The following is a 17949-nucleotide window of genomic DNA, read 5'->3' as shown; positions in this document are numbered from 1 at the left end:
CCCCTTCGTTGTTAGTTTCGCTAAGTATCCATTCAAAACTATTCTACCATAAATTAGTTTTCTCTGTAGTCTTCCTATCTGGCAAGGCTTTGAACCTGATGAAGCTGTTAAAACTGTTAAAACAGAACTAGTTCTGACTCCATTGCGGGCTTGCTGGTTGTGGAACACGGCCGGCATCGATTTGAAGCTGTGACATAAGTGCAAAAACAGAATGGCGTCTGACTCTGTTCCGGGCTGCTTAGCGTGGAACGCGGCCGACGTTGATCTGAGCCAATTAAAGACCAAATTGTCTCAGATACAAGTCTTGTACTAAGTGGCACAGCCACTAAGAACAATTTGGCGGCTGACGCCAAGATCCCTCCACGCCGTCTGGAATTGAGGTGGTTCACTTTATCCTTGCTAGTAATCAATGCAGGCATTGTAAGATTGCAGCAAATATCTGACTTATCTCACAACTTCAATTTTGCTGCCAGGCCAAGCCAACTTTTCTAGTACTGCCATTTAATCGAACTAAGCTAAAGTGAACTGATCTAGCTCAAAACGCAGTGGAGGCCGCCGGGGTGTCAGGTGTGAAATTATTGTTGGTGCTTTAGCACTTACAATAAGTCTTGTATTCGAGATTGTTGCGCTAGCAATCAGCTCAAATCAACGCCCACACCGTTCCACAACCCGCCGGCCGGAACGGTGTTGGCCACTACTCTGCCTAAAATAAGTTTTGCTTTAAAACCACGACTACGATGCTGGCAATTTCGAAATTGCCTTACTGCTGATTGTAAAATAAAAACCCCACTCAGCCCAAAGCTAAGTGAGGTTTGTTTATTCAGAATTATTCTGCACTGACGAAAGGCAATAAGCCCATGATCCGTGCACGCTTGATCGCAACTGTTAATTTACGTTGGTTTTTAGCACTCGTACCAGTTACGCGGCGTGGTAAAATTTTACCTCGTTCTGAGATAAAACGTTTCAACAATTCTGTGTCTTTGTAATCGATATATTCGATGTGATTAGCAGCGATAAAATCGACCTTACGGCGACGACGGCCGCCACGACGTTGTTGAGCCATGTTAGTTCCTCCTCTCAAGCGTGATCAATAAGTTCTTTAGAATGGTAAATCGTCATCAGAAATATCAATTGGTTCGCTACTATCCGCAAAAGGATCATTAGTGGCATTATTATTGCCACCATTGTTGCCTTGATTTTGGTTATTAGCAGTCCCATTAGTGGGGCCAGTTGGATTCTGATTATTGAAGTTATTGTTATTATTAGTGTTGTTATTCGATTGATAACCGCCACCATTATTGGCGTTGCCGCCCATATTCGTGTGGCTACCATCTTGACTACTCTTTGGTTCCAGTAACGAGAAGTTATCAACGACAACTTCAGTGACATAAACCCGGTTACCTTGGTTGTTTTCGTAGTTACGAGTTTGCACCCGGCCTTCGACACCAACCAAAGATCCCTTATGCGTGAAATTAGCGAAGTTTTCCGCTGCTTTCCGCCAGAGTACACATGAAATAAAATCAGCTTCACGTTCACCTTGGGCATTCGTAAATTGACGATTAACGGCAAGTGTAAAAGTTGCCACTGCAGTACCGCTACCGGTATAACGTAATTCAACATCCCGAGTTAGTCGACCAATAAGCACTACACGATTAATCATAAAAAAATCCCCTTCCTGAACTCATCTCACTGAAGTTTTAAATTATTTCTTAGCGTTCTTGTCATCACGTTTAACGATCATGTGACGTAAAACGGCACTGTCGATTTTAGCCAAACGGTCAAATTCGTTGATTGCTTTATCGTTGTCGGCTTTCACATTAACAATGTGATAAACACCATCACGGTAATCGTTGATTTCGTAAGCGAAACGACGCTTAGACCAATCTTTAGAATCAACCACTTCAGCACCATCTGCAGCTAAAACTTCATCATAATGCTTGATCAAAGCAGCTTTAGCTTCTTCGTCGATATCAGGCTTGATGATATAAGTAACTTCATAGTTAGTTTGTGTCATGGTTTGTACACCTCCTCGTGGACTATTGGCTCTTTTCTACTAAGAGCAAGGAGTAAGTTAGTCAGATATGGCTACTCACAAGCTACTAGTTTATCATAAAAAGACCAATTTAACAATTTAATTTTGTGAATCACACGGAAATGCCACTCACGTCGGCTAATTGCTCATAAAAAATACTTTGGCTTAGATTAACTCGGATGTTAAATCACTCACCTAATTAATTACGCCAAAGTATCTGTTTTACGCTTTTAAATTAAAAATTATTTCTGATCGTCTGAATTTTCGTCATCGTGGTGATCATCAGTATCATCAGGTTGTTCCGCCCGATCAACTAACTTCTGCACATCACTTGGCAATTCTTTAGGCGCTTCAGTAGCAGTCGTTGTTTCAGTTGCTGCTGATTCAGATGTTGCTGTAGTCGCATCATTAGCATTGGCTTCATTTTCAGCCGTAGCTGCTTCAGGATCATCATCTTCAGGTTCTTCGTGATCAACCTTGGCCATGGCGGCAACTTTAGCACCGTTATCGACCTTGATCAAGCGAACCCCAAGTGTGGCCCGACCAGTTTGCGAAACATTAGCAACCGCAAAACGAATTAAGACACCTTCGTTAGTGATCAACATAATATCTTCGCTACCATCAACCACGCTAATCCCAGCAAGTGGCCCGTTCTTTTCAGTGATATTGGCGGTCTTAATACCTTTACCACCACGACCCTTAACTGGATACTCACTAGCAGCAGTCCGCTTACCATAACCATTCTCAGAAATGACCAGCACTTCATGATCAGGGTTAAGCACTGACGAACCAACGACATAGTCATTCTCGCGGAGACGAATCCCCCGCACACCAGCGGCCGTCCGACCCATTGAACGAACATCTTGTTCATTGAATGTAACGGCATAACCAAGATGAGTACCAATAAAGATATTCTGAACACCATTGGTTAATAGCACGTTGGTCAAGGAATCGCCATCACGTAAAGTTAAGGCCCGTAAACCATTGCGACGAATATTTGTAAATTCAGCCACTGGCGTCCGTTTAACTGTCCCTAACTTAGTGATGAAGAATAAGGCGTCGTCATCATGAATTTCATGAATTTTAACGACTGTTTCAATCTTCTCACCATTTTCCACGCCGAGAAGGTTGATAATTGGCAAGCCCTTCGCTGTCCGACCATATTCAGGAATCTCATAGCCCTTAGCGCGATAGACCTTACCAACATCGGTGAAGAATAACAAAGTATCGTGAGTCGAGGTGTAAATCAAATGTTCGATGAAATCATCATCGTGAACACCCATACCTTGAATTCCACGTCCACCACGATTTTGCAACTTGAATTCGGTTGCTGGCAAACGTTTAACGTAACCATTGTGGGTCAACACGATCATCACGTCTTCTTCTTCGATCAAGTCTTCATCTTCAAGACTTAATTCTTCACCAACGAGTAATTCAGTTCGCCGTTCATCACCAAACCGCTTTTGAATATCAAGTAATTCTTGATAAATAATCGTATCGATTCGTTCAGGACGAGCTAAGATGTCCTTCAAATCGGCGATGGTTTTCATCAACTCATTATATTCGGACTCAATCTTTTCTCGTTCCAAACCGGTTAACCGAACTAATCGCATATCCAAAATAGCTTGGGATTGCTTGTCGCTTAAACCAAAGTTGGCAATTAAAGTATTCTTGGCAATTTCACCAGTTTCCGAACCACGAATGATCTTGATGATTTCATCAATATGATCTAAGGCAATTCGCAAACCTTCCAAGATGTGTGCCCGTGCTTGAGCCTTCTTTAAATCAAAGACAGTCCGCCGGCGGATCACTTCTTCTTGGTGTTTCAAGTAATATTGCAGAATTTCTTTTAAGCTTAATTGCTTAGGAGCCCCGGCAACAATGGCGACCATATTAAAGCCGAATGTGGTTTGCATGGGGGTTAATTTGTACAAATTATTTAAAACGACGGTGGCGCTAGTATCGCGACGAACATCAATCACGATCCGCATCCCTTCGCGGTCAGACTCATCGGCTAAGTCGATAATGCCATCGATTCGCTTGTCGCGAGCCAATTCAGCAATTCGTTCCACCAATTTAGCCTTGTTGACCATGTAAGGAATTTCATGAACGATAATCCGTTCGCGACCACTCTTGTTGGTTTCGACTTCAGTCTTAGCCCGCAGAATAATCGTGCCTTTACCAGTTTCGTAAGCCCGGCGAATGCCAGACTTGCCCATAACGATCCCACCAGTTGGGAAATCAGGCCCTGGTAAAACTTCCATCAAATCAGCAATTGTGGCGTCAGGATTCTTCATCAACATGTGCAAAGCACTAATAACTTCACTTAAATTATGTGGGGGAATATTGGTGGTCATCCCCACGGCAATCCCCGTCGCCCCATTGACTAGTAAGTTAGGGAAACGTGCTGGTAAAACAACTGGTTCCCGTTCCGTACCGTCATAGTTTGGTTGGAAATCAATCGTGTCTTTATTAATATCCCGCAACATTTCTACGGAAATTTTACTCATTTTAGCTTCGGTATAACGCATTGCGGCAGCGCCATCACCATCGACGGAACCAAAGTTACCATGGCCGTCAACCAGCATATAACGGTAACTAAAGTCTTGGGCCATCCGCACCATTGACTCATAAATTGCTGAGTCACCGTGGGGATGATACTTACCCATAACGTCGCCGACGATCCGGGCTGATTTCTTGTAAGGTTTTTCTGGGGTAACCCCTAACTCATTCATCCCATAAAGAATTCGCCGATGAACAGGCTTCAAACCATCACGTACATCAGGCAACGCCCGAGCCACAATAACACTCATGGCGTAGTCTAAGAACGAATCGCGCATCGTCCGCGATAAATTGATGGTTTCAATGCGATGATCTTCAATTTCTGCCATTTAATTCATCAACTCTCCCTTTAGACATCTAAGTTCTTAGTATATTTCGCGTTCTTTTCAATAAATTCACGCCGTGGCGCTACATCGTCACCCATTAGCATTTCAAAAACACCATTGGCTTCTTCAGCATCAGTCACTTGCACCCGGTCCAAACGCCGGTTTTCAGGATTCATGGTTGTTTCCCATAACTGCGAAGCATCCATTTCCCCTAAACCTTTGTAACGCTGAATTGCAGGCTTTGGTGAAGCTGGCAATTGACCTAACACTTCATCCAATTCTTCATCAGAATCAATGTAGCGCATGAACTTACCTTGACGCACTTGATATAGCGGTGGCTTGGCAATATAAACGTAGCCAGCTTCAACAACCGGCCGCATGTAACGATAAAATAACGTTAACAGCAAGGTTCGAATATGAGCACCATCCACATCGGCATCAGTCATAATAATTAATTTATGATAACGGGCTTTCGTCACGTCGAAATCGCCACCGAAACCAGTACCCATGGCCGTAAATAACGTCCGAATTTCTTCGTTGGCCAAGATCCGATCCATTGACGCCTTTTCCACGTTCAGAATTTTCCCACGAATTGGCAAAATTGCTTGCGTTAATCGAGAACGACCTTGCTTAGCGGAACCACCGGCAGAATCACCCTCGACAATGAACAATTCAGAAATATCAGGGTTCTTGCTGGAGTTGTCAGCCAATTTACCTGGCAAATTACTGATTTCCAAACCAGACTTCTTCCGCGTAACTTCACGGGCATGCTTAGCCGCCAATCGCGCTTTCGAAGCTAATTGACCCTTCTCAACGATTTGCTTAGCAACAGTCGGATTCTCCATTAAGAACTTCATGAACGTCTCGGAGAACAACCGGTCAGTTGCGGTCCGCGCGTCAGAGTTGCCTAACTTCGTCTTAGTCTGACCTTCAAATTGAGGATCGGGATGTTTGATCGAGACAACCGCAGTCATCCCTTCACGCACATCATCCCCGGACAAGTTATCATCGTTATCCTTAAGAATATTAGCCTTATGACCATAATCATTGATGATCCGCGTTAAGGCCGTCTTGAAACCAGCCTCATGGGTCCCACCTTCATAAGTATGGATATTGTTGGCGAAAGTTAACAAGTTAGAATGGAAATCGTCCGTATATTGAATTGCCACTTCAACAGTAATGCCGTCTTGTTGACCTTCCACATAAATTGGTTCAGGGAAAATCACGGTCTTATCTTCGTTTAAAAATTCAACGTAACTCTTGATCCCACCAACATAGTGATAAGTGATCCGTTCGGCGGTTGCGGCCCGTTTATCAGTAAAGGTTAATTTCAAGCCCTTATTTAAGAAAGCCAACTCGCGAATCCGAGTATTCAACACTTTGTCATCATAAACGGTTGTTTCCGTAAAAATATCACCATCAGGGACAAAATGAACTTTAGTGCCGTGTTCATGAGGTGCAGCGGTGCCAATGACCTTCATTTCGGTATGCACTTTGCCGCGAACGAAATCCATATAGTAGCGTTTGCCATCACGAGTGACAGTCACATCAAGACTAGTTGATAAGGCGTTAACAACGGAAGCACCAACACCGTGCAGACCACCAGAAACCTTGTAGCCGCCACCGCCGAATTTACCGCCGGCATGTAAAATGGTGAAGACTGTTTCCAGCGCTGGCCGACCAGTTTTGGTCTGAATACCCACAGGGATACCACGACCATCATCAGTCACGGTAATACTATTGTCAGGTTCAACCTCAATGTCGATCCGCGTGGCAAAACCAGCTAAGGCTTCATCGATCCCGTTATCAATAATTTCCCAAACCAAATGATGGAGACCTTGGCTACTTGTAGAGCCAATGTACATCCCGGGCCGCTTACGAACCGCTTCCAGTCCCTCGAGAACTTGGATTTGACTAGCATCGTATTCTTTAACTTTTTCGTCTTTAGCTTCTAGGGCTTCTTCTTTTTTAGCAGCCGCTTCTTCGGCCGTTAATTCTGGCTGAGTGGTTGCTTGATCAACTGCTGTTTGATCGGTATTAGCCTCAGTAGCGGGCTGTTCGTGATTTTGCGCATCATTTACTGGTTGATTAGTTGTTTGATTCGAATCATTCTCGTTACTCATGCGAAAACCTCCTCTGGTTATTCTGACTCAGTGGTTGCGGCAGTAACTTGCCCAGCGGCCACTTGAAAAATCGTGGGTTTGCCAATAATTTCTTCGGCAACGCCATCAAGACTGGTAGTGGTTAAGAAGGTCTGCACCTGATTCTTAATGGTATGTAATAAATGGGTTTGCCGTAAATCGTCTAACTCTGACAACACATCGTCCAACAACAATACTGGCGCTTCGCCAGTTTGCTGCTTGACCATTTGAATTTCCGCCAGTTTCAAACTTAAAGCGACTGTTCGTTGTTGCCCTTGTGAACCGAAGTCTTGCACATTCCGGTCATTGACAATAAACGCCACATCATCACGGTGTGGTCCTAAAACAGTCGTTCCCTGTTGTAATTCACGTTTACGATTTTTCTGATATTGTTCCTGTAAAAAATGATAAATCTGATCGGAATCTTTTAATTCCTCATCGGGCAATACGGTTTGATAGACAAACTGTAATTGCTCTCGTTGCTGGGTGATTTGTTGGTGCTGCTCTTTCGCAAAAACCGCCATTTGTTGCAAAAATTGATGGCGCGCCCAAATAATCTCGGCCCCAAAACCAGCAAGCTGATCTGACAAAACATCCAAATAAACTAAATCCTTAGCCTCGTGAAACTTCAATTGCCGCAAATAAAGATTACGCTGCTTCAAGATATTGCGATATTGGGTGATGTTATAGAGATACTGGTGATTGATCTGACCGAATTCCATATCAATGAAACGCCGGCGCTTGGCTGGTGAGCCCTTGACCAATTCCAGATCCTCTGGCGCAAATAAGATCACATTGAACTGACCCACATATTGTGAGAGACGATCTTGATCAAGATGATTGACCCGGGCTTTTTTGCCTTGGTGACTTAAAATAATCTCCAAAGGCAACGGTCCCAATTTCCGCTCAATTACCCCACTGACCTTGGCAAAATCGGCGCCCCATTTAATCAGTGCCTTATCATCATTCATTCGATGTGAGCGCGCTAACGCCAACACATAGATGGCTTCCAGTAAATTGGTCTTACCTTGGGCATTCTCGCCAATCAAAACATTGATCTGTGGCGAAAACGTCAGGTCCAAATCACTGTAGTTGCGAAAATTCTTTAATTTTAATTCTTTTAGGTACATTTTAGGCCTGCACGATTTGGTAAACTTCGCCAGACGCTAATTCAACGACATCATTTGGGTAAAGCTTCTTACCCCGCCGATTCTCAGAAACCCCATTGAGTTTAACTGGGGTTTCTTGCAGATACCATTTCACTTGACCACCACTGCCAACGATCCCTGCTTCTTTCAATAACTGTGTTAAAGTCATGAAATTATCTGTTAATTTAACTTGTTCGATTATTTTCGCCCCCAGCACACCACGATGAGTTAGTTTCACTACTAAATTATACTCTTTTTTTGACTAAAAAACAATTTAGACCGGAAATTTGGCCGATTATAGCAAATCTTAGTTTAAATAAACTAGGTAGACTATTTTTATTAAAATTGCTGAGAAGGGCCGTTTTTTTGATTTTACGGAAAATGGTCAATTTTGAGAAACAAACTAAATTTAACTGACTATTTGCAGCGATGACCTTAAAAATTGGGAAATTAAAAAAGCCAATCTCGACACACGACAAATTTAAATATTGCTCGTGTATCTAGATTGGCTTTTTTTGTTTTGGTGATTTTTCAAACTGGATTAAAAAGTTGTCAGCGTTAGTTAAAGGCAAAATAACAACGTTGATTATGATTTTGCTCATTATTTTTCATTGTTTGACCAATCTTGAATGATTCCATGATATATTGGTTATGTTGTCGGAATAGACTTCCAGTCTAACAGCAGGGTGGAGGTGATCTGATGTTCGGCGATATTATTGCGCCATTAATCGTGGGCCTTCTGCTGATGCTGGTTCAGCATTGGCTTGATAAACACGACTAGCCGATGACACACCCGCTAAATTAAGATAATTAGTGTAAAAAAAAGCCCTCAACTACCGACATAGTTGAGGGCTTTGGTGTATCTGATGTGGCGATATCATTGTGACTACATTATAACATACTTTAGTGCATTAAACTACTGAGCATAAAAAATTGTTATAAATTGTGCAATTGAACTCACTTAACGACCAAGTGCTGTTGACTGTGGCAACGTAAAAGTTAAAACTTCATCATCACTATTTAAATATAAACCAATTTTAACCTGAATTATTGACGGTTCACGCAGATTATCGACTGCCGGCAGCACCAAACTTTCCTGATAGGTCCCACTAAGCTGTGTGTTCATATAATGTTGTTTCAGAATATGATGCTGTTTCAAAATGAGTTGTGCCAAATTAGCAACAGTCGGCTGATCATAGTGGGGCTGATACAACTGCTGGATAAGTGTTGAAATGCCAGCTAAGGTCGCCTGAGAATCTCTTAAACTCAGCGCCAATTGTTCAAGCAAGATATTGTCATCATGTTGCTTAAATGTGTGAGCCGTAAATTGACCGAAACGATCCCGCGGCACGCGCACACTGAGCCAGCCGAAACGACTGTTAAGCTGGCGAGTATAGAAACCATTCCGACAATTTTTCTGATGGCTAGGGCGATGAAATGCATCATAACCAAGAAAAGCAGTCATTTCATCTTGCAGTAGTAATTTAATAATTTGTTCCAGTTGTTTCCGAAAGCTCTCTTTAGTCACTGCATTCTGAGCTAAAGCAGCCGCAATTCTTGAATAATCATTTTGCAAGGATTTTGACACCTTTCAATCAAAATTATGAACGCCGTTTCTTATTCAACGTTCCTAAACCAAAGAGTGATAATAACGAAGCGCCAACTAAAACTAACCAGCCTGCTTGTTTATTATTCTCACTCGCTTGTGGTAATTTCGATTGGTTAAGAGTTGCTGCTTGGACAACACCATTGCCATTATTTGACTTAGCCTTAGCAGCCGCTAATTTATCAGTTTCAGCTTTCTTGGCTGCTTCAGCAACTGCTTGTTTAAGTGCTTGTTCTTGAGCCAATTTAGTTTCAGCCAATTTCAAAGTTTGCTTAGCTGTGGCTAGTTGAGTTTGCGCGTCTTTCAAAGCAACAGTAGCTTGTTTAACAACAGCAACTTTCGCGTCGTAATCAGCTTGAGCTAATTTTTGGTCCACTTTAGCTTGGGTCAAGACCTGTTGAGCGGCAGCTAAGTTCTCGTCAGCATTCTGTAAGTCGTCTAAATATTGTTCCGCATCGGCAACTGCTTGTTTAGCGTCAGCAAGTTTAGTTACAGCATCATCTGCTTCACCTTGGGCATCAAATAAGTTAGCTGTAGCATTGTCTAAATCAGCTTGAGCAGTGGTTACAGTATTTTGAAGATTTTGTAAAATCTGTGTCTCTGACGTTAAGTTAGCTTTTGCTTTATCCAGATTCAACTTTTCATTTGTATTGTTCATTAGTAATTCAATTTTTTTATTAATACTATCAGATATCTTCTGATTCTCACTTAATTTACTAGTCTCAACTGTTATTTTATTATTAACACTTTGCAAATCATTATTTTCACTGACAATTTTTTCTTTTATAGTATCCGAGTTGTCTACAAGGTCTTTTTTTGTACTAATAAGGTCATCAACATAGCTTTGCGCGATCTTTTGATCTGCCAATTCTTTTTGTAGTTCAGATTTCTGTTCATTTAATGTTTTGTAGAGTTCCTCTGTGTCATTACTTACAACTCCTGAGTTAATTGCTGGTATTTCATAAAAAGATTCAGTTGAGGATGGATTTGGATCATTAATAGGATCTTCCACTGATGTTCCAGAAGACATTGATTTTGTTAACACTTGAAAATTCATAAACTTATCCACACCAACTACAAAATAATCAGGATATTTATCCTTTCTATAATCAAGATCAAAAATAGATGTATAGTCATTCCAATCATTGACAGTAGTTAAATAGTCAAATAAACTTGACTTCAAAGTAGCCATTGTTGAGGTTTCTTCATTATACGAATTAGTTGGTCGAACCCCAAACCAATACACGTAATGTGAAACATTGTTATATTTAAACTGGGAGAAATCAAACATTTCTTCTGTATAAAATGGATCTAAAAGTGCGTTATTCAACACTGCATCAAAATCGGCATCGTTATAAAATTGATCCATATATCCAGCCAATTTTATCGAGACATCACTAACCTGAAAGGTCGGGTTCTCTCCGATTTGTTCACGCATTTTATTTGCAACCTGAGCACCAAATAAGTTTAATTCCAATAATTGTTTATCCGTCACATTATTGGCATCAACAACATCCTTTTGATCCTCCTCACTTGGAATATATTTTATATCATCATTTTCAAAATTTTCCCAAATAACATCATTGAAGCGATTTAGCCAATCATTATAACCATCGCCATCATATTTATCAGTGGAATCATCATAATTATAATCACTATATATATAATCTCTATGAAATCCATTCTTTGCACGATATTCGTTTATTAGCGTATTAATACTAGTTTTTGTGGATTCAGAATATTTTATGATTATCTGTTCTTCATTTTCTTCTTGATCAAGTTTATTTTGAATATCCTGTATATTTGTCTGAATTTTTTCGATGGTTGTCTTGTAAGTATTTAATTCAATATTACCGTTGTTTATCTTTTCAGAAATTGTTTGCAGTTTTTGTTGAATTGATTTAATTTCATTTTGATCTTTTTCAAGCAATTTAAGTATATTTTCGCGACTTATTTTATTTTGATTAATTGTATTTATATCATTTGAAATATCATTTTGAACTTTTGTTAACTCATTCGCTAATTCATCTGGGATAGACTTCAATAAGACCGACTGGGCTTCTTTAACTTTATTTTCAGCGTCAGCGACCACCTTTTCCTGATCAGTTACTGCTTTAGCAGCGGCAGTTTTATTAGCTGTCTTTTCGTCAACTTCATTTTGTTTGTCAGCGAAATTTTTGTCGGTAGCATCAGCTTTGTTCTGGGCCGCTGTTTGTTGGTCTTTAGCTGTTGAAACATCAGCTTCAGCTTGTTTGATGCCATCTTCAGTGGCAGCTGCTTTATTAGTTTCCGCTTGATTGAGATCTGTTTCAGCATCAGTGACTTGATTTTGAGCATCATTCAATTTATCACTAGCTGCAGTTTGATCTTTGTTAGCTGCATTTAAATCATTTTGGGCCTGCCCAACTTGATCAGTGGCCGTTTTGACATCAGTTGTTGCTTTAGTAACTGCAGTTTCAGCGGCACTTTTAGTAGCTGTGGCTGTTTTAGCAACGCCATCAGTGCTCGCCGCCTGAACAGTTTGATTTTGGTTTTGCGCGGTGACTCCAGTAACCCCCGCCAGAACAGCAGCAGTTGCCAATGAAACAATTTTCTGGTTCTTCATAACTTATTCCTCCTGAAAGTATCAATAATAACGATCATTAAACAGCGTCATTGTAGCAAGAGGATTGGTCACATTATGTCGTTTTAGCTATTATTGCTCAATTATATTCAATATTACTTTACACATTTTTAATTGTTCAAAGGCTAGCCATCAAGTTATTTGATTTTACTATTCAAACAGGCCAACAACTTAGTTGGAATGCATTATCTCATCGGTTTTAGCGCAAAAAAAGCCCGCAACTATCAAGAATAGTTACGGGCTTTAGTGTATCTATGTGCAATCCGCTGCTTACAAATTCAGTGTACGGCATTCTAACTAATCTACTTACTAACCATTCAATACAAGTCCAGCGTCGCCTTCATTTCATATTGCAGGCGAGTAATCAATGATGGCGGTGAAATCACCTTAACCTTGGCACCCTGGCTCATGATCCAGAACAGGGCCGCATCGAATTTAAACCGTGCTTCAATAATAACTTGGCCAGCAGCATTGTGGCCAACAATCTTTGAACCTGGAAAATGGTCTAACGCTGTCGGCGGATAACAATTCAAGCACTCAAAACGAAAAGTAATCAACTGGCCAGTATGGAAGAAATATGATTGCTGACGGCGATCGATCAATGAGAAGTCGTGACCATAATCCATCGGCTTACCTGCAGTAATCTTTTTGATTTTTAAAATCCGATCAACCCGATTAAACCAATAGCCATGGGTTTGAACATTATACATCGCCACATAGAAATAATACTTCTCAAAGAAAAGTGCGACTGGCTGTGCTTCGTGTTCATGTGGTTCGGGATCGTCAATCCAACTCCCCTGATAATCAAAAGTTAGCACCTGATGATTGAGAATACAATCTGAAAGCTGGCGCAGATGTACCAATAGTGGCTGAGCATTAGTCAACGGCAGATAACTTGATTTAGGCATAACCAAGTAATTGGCAACTTGTTCCCGCTCATTAGGTGGTAAGCCCGCCTGTAAATAGGTCAAGCATTCCTTCATTTCAGCATTTGTTAGCGCTCGACTGGCTAATAAAATATTGCTAATCAGTAAAACCTTATTTAGAGATTCGTTCAAATCTTCGCGGACCAAATAATACTGTTGGCGATTTTCGACTTTCTTCAAATAACTATCGTTAGGATCTACCTCAGCCAAGGCACCTTCAATATCATGCAGATCGCGCTGGAAGGTACGGTGACTAATATCATACTTCTGCTGTAACGATTCGTAATCAACAACTTCCCCTAACATTAGCCGTACTAAAGTTTCCGCCACTCGATAGTTGCTATTCAAGGTTATTCCCCCAAAAACGCTTATATTTTAAAACAAAAAACGACGTTATCAGCAAAATATTAAGAACAGATTGTAGCGATATTGTTAATATTTTATTTACTGTCTTAAAAAGGTCCTATTTCCTAATTTAACAATGACTATAGTAACTTATTGCATAATTTATTATACCTTATTTCTTTAATAAATAGTGTAATTCACAATTAGTTTAAACTAGCAGCAAAAAAAGCATCTACAATTTTTTAAATTGTAGATGCTTTTAATTTTAATTTAGAAATTAATGCTGCTTTTTTAAATTAACTTTTGCAAAACTGAAAATAGTCGTTAGTAGTAATACGAAACCAGCAACGATTAATAAGTTGCTATTATTTCGTTCCCCAGCTTGTGGTAACTTCTGTTTACTACTGTCTTTCTTCTCATCATGGTGACTGGAATTATTGTTGTCCTCTGAGCCATGATCTTCTTCGCCAGAACCGCCGTTGTCTTCATCGGTGGTTTCTTTGTCTAAGGTATTGGTGAAGTTATAGCCATCTTGGCTGGTGGTGTAACCTAGCACCGCCACTTCTTTGACGGTGTAGGTATATTCCTTGCCTAATTTGTCAAACTTGGCTAATTTAGTGAACTGATATTGCCAATTAGTGGCAGCTATTGCTTCTGTAGTTTGACCAGTCTTTTTACCATTGCGATAAAGTTCGAAGGTCACGCTAGTTGGTCGTTTATTAGCCGCGTTATGATCATCGACCCAAGTCTTCTGACCGGAAATTTTCGTGGTCACTAAGCGATTAACGAAAACAAAACCAAATTGACTGTTCGTATAACCAGGAACTTTTTCTTCTGCAACCGTATATTTGTAGGCATTGCCGTGATCATCGGTTTTAGGTAAGGCCGTGAACTCATAACGCCAATTATCAGCGGCGGTTACTTGGCGAGAATCGATTTTCTGACCATTGCGCAATAAGTTGACAGTGATACTTTCGGGACGTTCACCTTGAGCATCATGTTGATCAACCCAAATCTTACGGCCAGAAATATTCGTAACTTCCTCAGCTGGCTCAACACTCTTATTTAAGGTGTTGGTCCAATCGTAGTTACCTGTTTGTTCCCCAGTGTAATACTTGACGTTTTCTTCCTCAATCGTATATTGGTACTCCTTGCCCTGAGCATCGAACTTATCAAGGTCGGTGAAACTGTACTGCCATTTATCAGCTGCAGTGACTTCGCGGCTAGCAATCACTTCACCATTACGCTTGAGTTTGATGGTAATGGATTCAGGACGTACACCGTTCTCATCATCATTATCGACCCAGGTTTTGGTCCCGGCTACTTCGGTTTTGACTAAAGTATTAACGATATTGAAACCGTCATATTCGACATGATAGTTATTAGGGACATCAGTTTCTTTAACGGTATAAACATAAGGATCGCCGTTAGCATCATATTTCTCTAAATCAGTAAAATGATATTGCCAGCTATTTGCCGCAGTGATTTTTTGGGATTGCGTCGTCTGAGTGCCATTGCGATAAAGGGCGACGGTTACACTCTCAGGCCGCACACCTGAAGCGTCATTGTTGTCGTTCCAAATTTTCTCACCGCTGATTTCAGTCTTTTCTTGCGCCACATAAGTGTTGATGAAATCAGTCCCGACTTGTTCGCTAGTGTAATCTGCAGGAACATCAGCTTCTTTTACAGAATAAACGTATTCGTTACCATCTTTATCATACTTATCCAAGTTGGTAAAACTATATTGCCAATTTTCAGCGGCGGTTACCTGCTTACTATTTATTTTGACACCATTTTGATAAAGATCGACGGTAATACTCTTTGGTCGACTCGTTTCGGTATCGCCAACCCAAGTTTTGGTACCACTGATTTCAGTCTTTTCTGGTTCAGTGGTGGTTTCTTCAAGGGTATTGGTTAAATTATCGCCATCCCGATCACTGGTATAACCAGGCACCGCATCCTCACCAATGGTGTATTCATACTCGGCGCCATTTTCGTCATACTTGGGCAAATCAGTGAAGCTGTATTGCCAATTATTAGTCGCAGTGACTTCTTGAGACTTGAACAATTCGCCATTCTGGTACAAATGGACGGTAATCCTGTCCGGCCGAGTTTTCCCAGCATTATCATTATCGACCCAAGTCTTCGTACCATTAACGGCGGTTGTTTCAGGTTCTGGCGTGACTTCCGGTTCAATCGTGTTGGTAAGATTCAGCCCATTTTGTATTTGGGTATAGCCAGGCACGGTCTCTTCTTTAACGGTGTAAACATATTCTTTGCCATCAGCATCATACTTCGGCAAGTTGGTAAAATTATATGGCCAGTCGTTGCCTTCACCTGTGACATCTTTGGAATCAATTTGAATGCCGTTCTGATAAAGATCAACTTTAATACTGCTTGGCCGTTTGCCGGCAGCATTATCATTATCGACCCAAGTCTTGTTGCCACTAATGCTGGTCGCTAAGGTGTTGGTAATATTATCATCAGCATCAACGCCGGTAATATAGCCCGGCACTTTCCATTCTTTCACCGTATAAAGATATTCGTTGCCATCTTCATCGTACTTCGGCAAATTATCGAAACTATAATGCCAGTTATCTTTGGCGGTGATTTCTCGATAATCGATTTGCTGGCCATTTTGATAGAGATCAACGATGACTTTTTTAGGTCGTTCAGGATTATTGCCGTCGATCCATTTCTTGTTACCAGCAACTTTAACTGTTTCGGCAGTTTCTTCTTTACTATTCGCAACTGTTAATTCAACAGGCACGCCATCCCCAGTTTGGAAAGCCGACTGGAAATCCCAACGATGAGTTTCACCACCGACAACGTTCACGTCATCAGCAATTAAACTACCGTCGACATTTTGATAAGCCACAATTTTAGCTTCTGGCGCCAACATCGTGCCGCTAAAGGGCCGATTTACATTAATGGTCGTGTCGTTAGAATTATAGAAATTAAAAAGAATTTTGGCATCAGCAAAATCTTCCGTTTCTTGATTATGACGATCATTTTCATCAATGATTGGCTTAATTTGAGAATTAATATTTAACTCGCTGCGACCTTTTAAGTCAACGTTAACAATAATTGAGGGACCATCAGAACTAATCCCTGAAATTTTAAGGGGCGTATCTTTCGCTAACTCATCTGCATCAAGGTTGTAATAAACATAGTCACTTTTGCTGGTTTGGCTAGCAATCGTGACTTTGAAATAGTGTTTAACGCCATCAAGTTTATAACCCTCTGGTGCTTTGGTTTCAACAAAATAATAGTCACCAATTGATTTCAAATTGTCTAAAGTGATTTTGCCATTTTCATCGGTAGTTAAGCCCTCACGAATTGGCTTTTCATTACCCTCTTCGTAGAGATCAAAAACAGCTCCTGCCAAGGGATTCCCTTGTTCATCGACTTTAGTTAACTCAACTGAATAAGCAGCACTCTCTTCAGCATCAGGTGAAATAGCAATTTCACGATTATTTTGATCGGAGAAATTGGCACTGACATTGTTTGAATCTTCTTTAGTGGCCCATTCTTCGCCTTGCGTTTTATCTTCGCCAAGTTCCTGCTTGATGTTGATGTAAGTCTCATCGTTAGAAGGATCTTGATAAATTTCGTCAGCGGCTAAATGGTCCATTTTGCTGTTTTCAAGATAAACTGTGTTTTGATTTTCAAGATCAACGTCAACGTTATCACCAACAACAACCTTATTAGTCCGGTCATCACTGCTGCCAGAATCAACAAAAGAACTGTTGGCAATGTTATCAATATTTTGGAAATAGTTAATGTCCTGATCAACTAACCCTTGAATAATGTTGGTCCCAAAATTCACCTGACCATCAAATTGACCAGTGGAAATATTGCCGTTAACATGGGCACTAATTTTGGTTTTATTGGAAAAAATATGAAAATACTGAGCAGCACCTAGGGGCGCATCCTCAGCTTCGGGGACATCATCATAGAAATCGCCACCACTGGGCACGCTAGCTCGACTATTATTGGTTGCCGCCAACACACTCATCGTATTTGCGGAAAATAGTGGTGCAATTGCTAATACAAAAATTGTAAAAATCGTCCTAATCTTTGCACTAATCCCTTTTGCCCTAAACATTGCTGATCGTCCCTTTCAAAAAACTAATCATTAATCATATAGAAATAGTATAACGCTAACGATTAGATAAATGAACCTAAAATCACAAAGATTTACACAAATATTGGCTGTTTTCTGAAAATATTTTCATTA

At 40.7% G+C, this 17949-nt stretch carries 13 protein-coding genes; 1 reads left to right on the top strand and 12 read right to left on the bottom strand.

What is annotated here, in order from left to right:
* Positions 1–116: 116 nt before the first annotated feature.
* The 8 genes from EKM82_RS11475 to yaaA form a co-directional block, all read right to left on the bottom strand.
* Positions 117–353: a hypothetical protein gene (locus EKM82_RS11475; protein ID WP_164508171.1), complete on the bottom strand. Its 237-nt coding sequence runs from the start codon at positions 351–353 to the stop codon at positions 117–119.
* A gap of 473 nt (positions 354–826) precedes the next feature.
* Complete coding sequence (gene rpsR, locus EKM82_RS07645; protein ID WP_125647142.1) at positions 827–1063, bottom strand: 30S ribosomal protein S18; 237 nt, start codon at positions 1061–1063, stop codon at positions 827–829.
* 36 nt (positions 1064–1099) lie between these two features.
* Positions 1100–1660: a single-stranded DNA-binding protein gene (ssb, locus tag EKM82_RS07640; RefSeq protein ID WP_125767706.1), complete on the bottom strand. Its 561-nt coding sequence runs from the start codon at positions 1658–1660 to the stop codon at positions 1100–1102.
* A 42-nt stretch (positions 1661–1702) separates the two neighbouring features.
* Positions 1703–2014, bottom strand: a complete 312-nt coding sequence (gene rpsF / locus EKM82_RS07635) for a 30S ribosomal protein S6 (RefSeq protein ID WP_125767705.1) — start codon at positions 2012–2014, stop codon at positions 1703–1705.
* Between the two features lie 260 nt (positions 2015–2274).
* Positions 2275–4923: a DNA gyrase subunit A gene (gene gyrA, locus EKM82_RS07630; protein ID WP_125767704.1), complete on the bottom strand. Its 2649-nt coding sequence runs from the start codon at positions 4921–4923 to the stop codon at positions 2275–2277.
* 20 nt (positions 4924–4943) lie between these two features.
* Positions 4944–7043: a DNA topoisomerase (ATP-hydrolyzing) subunit B gene (gene gyrB, locus EKM82_RS07625; protein ID WP_125767703.1), complete on the bottom strand. Its 2100-nt coding sequence runs from the start codon at positions 7041–7043 to the stop codon at positions 4944–4946.
* Positions 7044–7060: 17 nt separating this feature from the next.
* On the bottom strand, positions 7061–8191 hold the full coding sequence (gene recF, locus EKM82_RS07620) for a DNA replication/repair protein RecF (RefSeq protein ID WP_125767702.1): 1131 nt from the start codon (positions 8189–8191) through the stop codon (positions 7061–7063).
* A 1-nt stretch (position 8192) separates the two neighbouring features.
* The gene (gene yaaA / locus EKM82_RS07615; RefSeq protein WP_125767803.1) at positions 8193–8408 is read right to left on the bottom strand and encodes a S4 domain-containing protein YaaA; all 216 of its coding nucleotides are present in this window, start codon (positions 8406–8408) and stop codon (positions 8193–8195) included.
* A gap of 501 nt (positions 8409–8909) precedes the next feature.
* Between yaaA and EKM82_RS11970 the strand changes: the two genes are divergently transcribed.
* Positions 8910–8990, top strand: a complete 81-nt coding sequence (locus EKM82_RS11970; protein WP_125767801.1) for a type I toxin-antitoxin system Fst family toxin — start codon at positions 8910–8912, stop codon at positions 8988–8990.
* Between the two features lie 180 nt (positions 8991–9170).
* Here the strand turns inward: EKM82_RS11970 and EKM82_RS07605 are convergent, their stop codons facing one another.
* From EKM82_RS07605 to EKM82_RS07590, 4 genes are all read right to left on the bottom strand, one after another.
* Positions 9171–9785 (bottom strand): transposase, encoded by a 615-nt coding sequence (locus EKM82_RS07605; protein WP_164508170.1) that lies wholly within the window; start codon positions 9783–9785, stop codon positions 9171–9173.
* A 25-nt stretch (positions 9786–9810) separates the two neighbouring features.
* Positions 9811–12420, bottom strand: coding sequence for a hypothetical protein (locus tag EKM82_RS07600; protein ID WP_125767700.1), 2610 nt, complete (start codon positions 12418–12420; stop codon positions 9811–9813).
* A 335-nt stretch (positions 12421–12755) separates the two neighbouring features.
* Positions 12756–13712 (bottom strand): helix-turn-helix transcriptional regulator, encoded by a 957-nt coding sequence (locus EKM82_RS07595; protein ID WP_125767699.1) that lies wholly within the window; start codon positions 13710–13712, stop codon positions 12756–12758.
* A gap of 274 nt (positions 13713–13986) precedes the next feature.
* Entirely contained in the window at positions 13987–17817 is a 3831-nt protein-coding gene (locus EKM82_RS07590) for a Cna B-type domain-containing protein (RefSeq protein WP_125767698.1), read from the bottom strand.
* Positions 17818–17949 lie beyond the last annotated feature (132 nt).

Origin of the sequence: Lapidilactobacillus wuchangensis (genome assembly GCF_003946645.1) — a bacterium.
GTDB classification, from domain to species: domain Bacteria; phylum Bacillota; class Bacilli; order Lactobacillales; family Lactobacillaceae; genus Lapidilactobacillus; species Lapidilactobacillus wuchangensis.
Note: the sequence above shows the minus strand (reverse complement) of the source record. Positions and strands in the feature narration are given on the sequence as shown.

What these genes read in the sequence shown, in the direction of transcription:
- rpsR (WP_125647142.1), bottom strand. Translation starts at nt 1,063, where the DNA reads ATGGCTCAACAACGTCGTGGCGGCCGTCGTCGCCGTAAGGTCGATTTT.
- ssb (WP_125767706.1), bottom strand. Translation starts at nt 1,660, where the DNA reads ATGATTAATCGTGTAGTGCTTATTGGTCGACTAACTCGGGATGTTGAA.
- rpsF (WP_125767705.1), bottom strand. Translation starts at nt 2,014, where the DNA reads ATGACACAAACTAACTATGAAGTTACTTATATCATCAAGCCTGATATC.
- gyrA (WP_125767704.1), bottom strand. Translation starts at nt 4,923, where the DNA reads ATGGCAGAAATTGAAGATCATCGCATTGAAACCATCAATTTATCGCGG.
- gyrB (WP_125767703.1), bottom strand. Translation starts at nt 7,043, where the DNA reads ATGAGTAACGAGAATGATTCGAATCAAACAACTAATCAACCAGTAAAT.
- recF (WP_125767702.1), bottom strand. Translation starts at nt 8,191, where the DNA reads ATGTACCTAAAAGAATTAAAATTAAAGAATTTTCGCAACTACAGTGAT.
- EKM82_RS11970 (WP_125767801.1), top strand. Translation starts at nt 8,910, where the DNA reads ATGTTCGGCGATATTATTGCGCCATTAATCGTGGGCCTTCTGCTGATG.
- EKM82_RS07600 (WP_125767700.1), bottom strand. Translation starts at nt 12,420, where the DNA reads ATGAAGAACCAGAAAATTGTTTCATTGGCAACTGCTGCTGTTCTGGCG.
- EKM82_RS07590 (WP_125767698.1), bottom strand. Translation starts at nt 17,817, where the DNA reads ATGTTTAGGGCAAAAGGGATTAGTGCAAAGATTAGGACGATTTTTACA.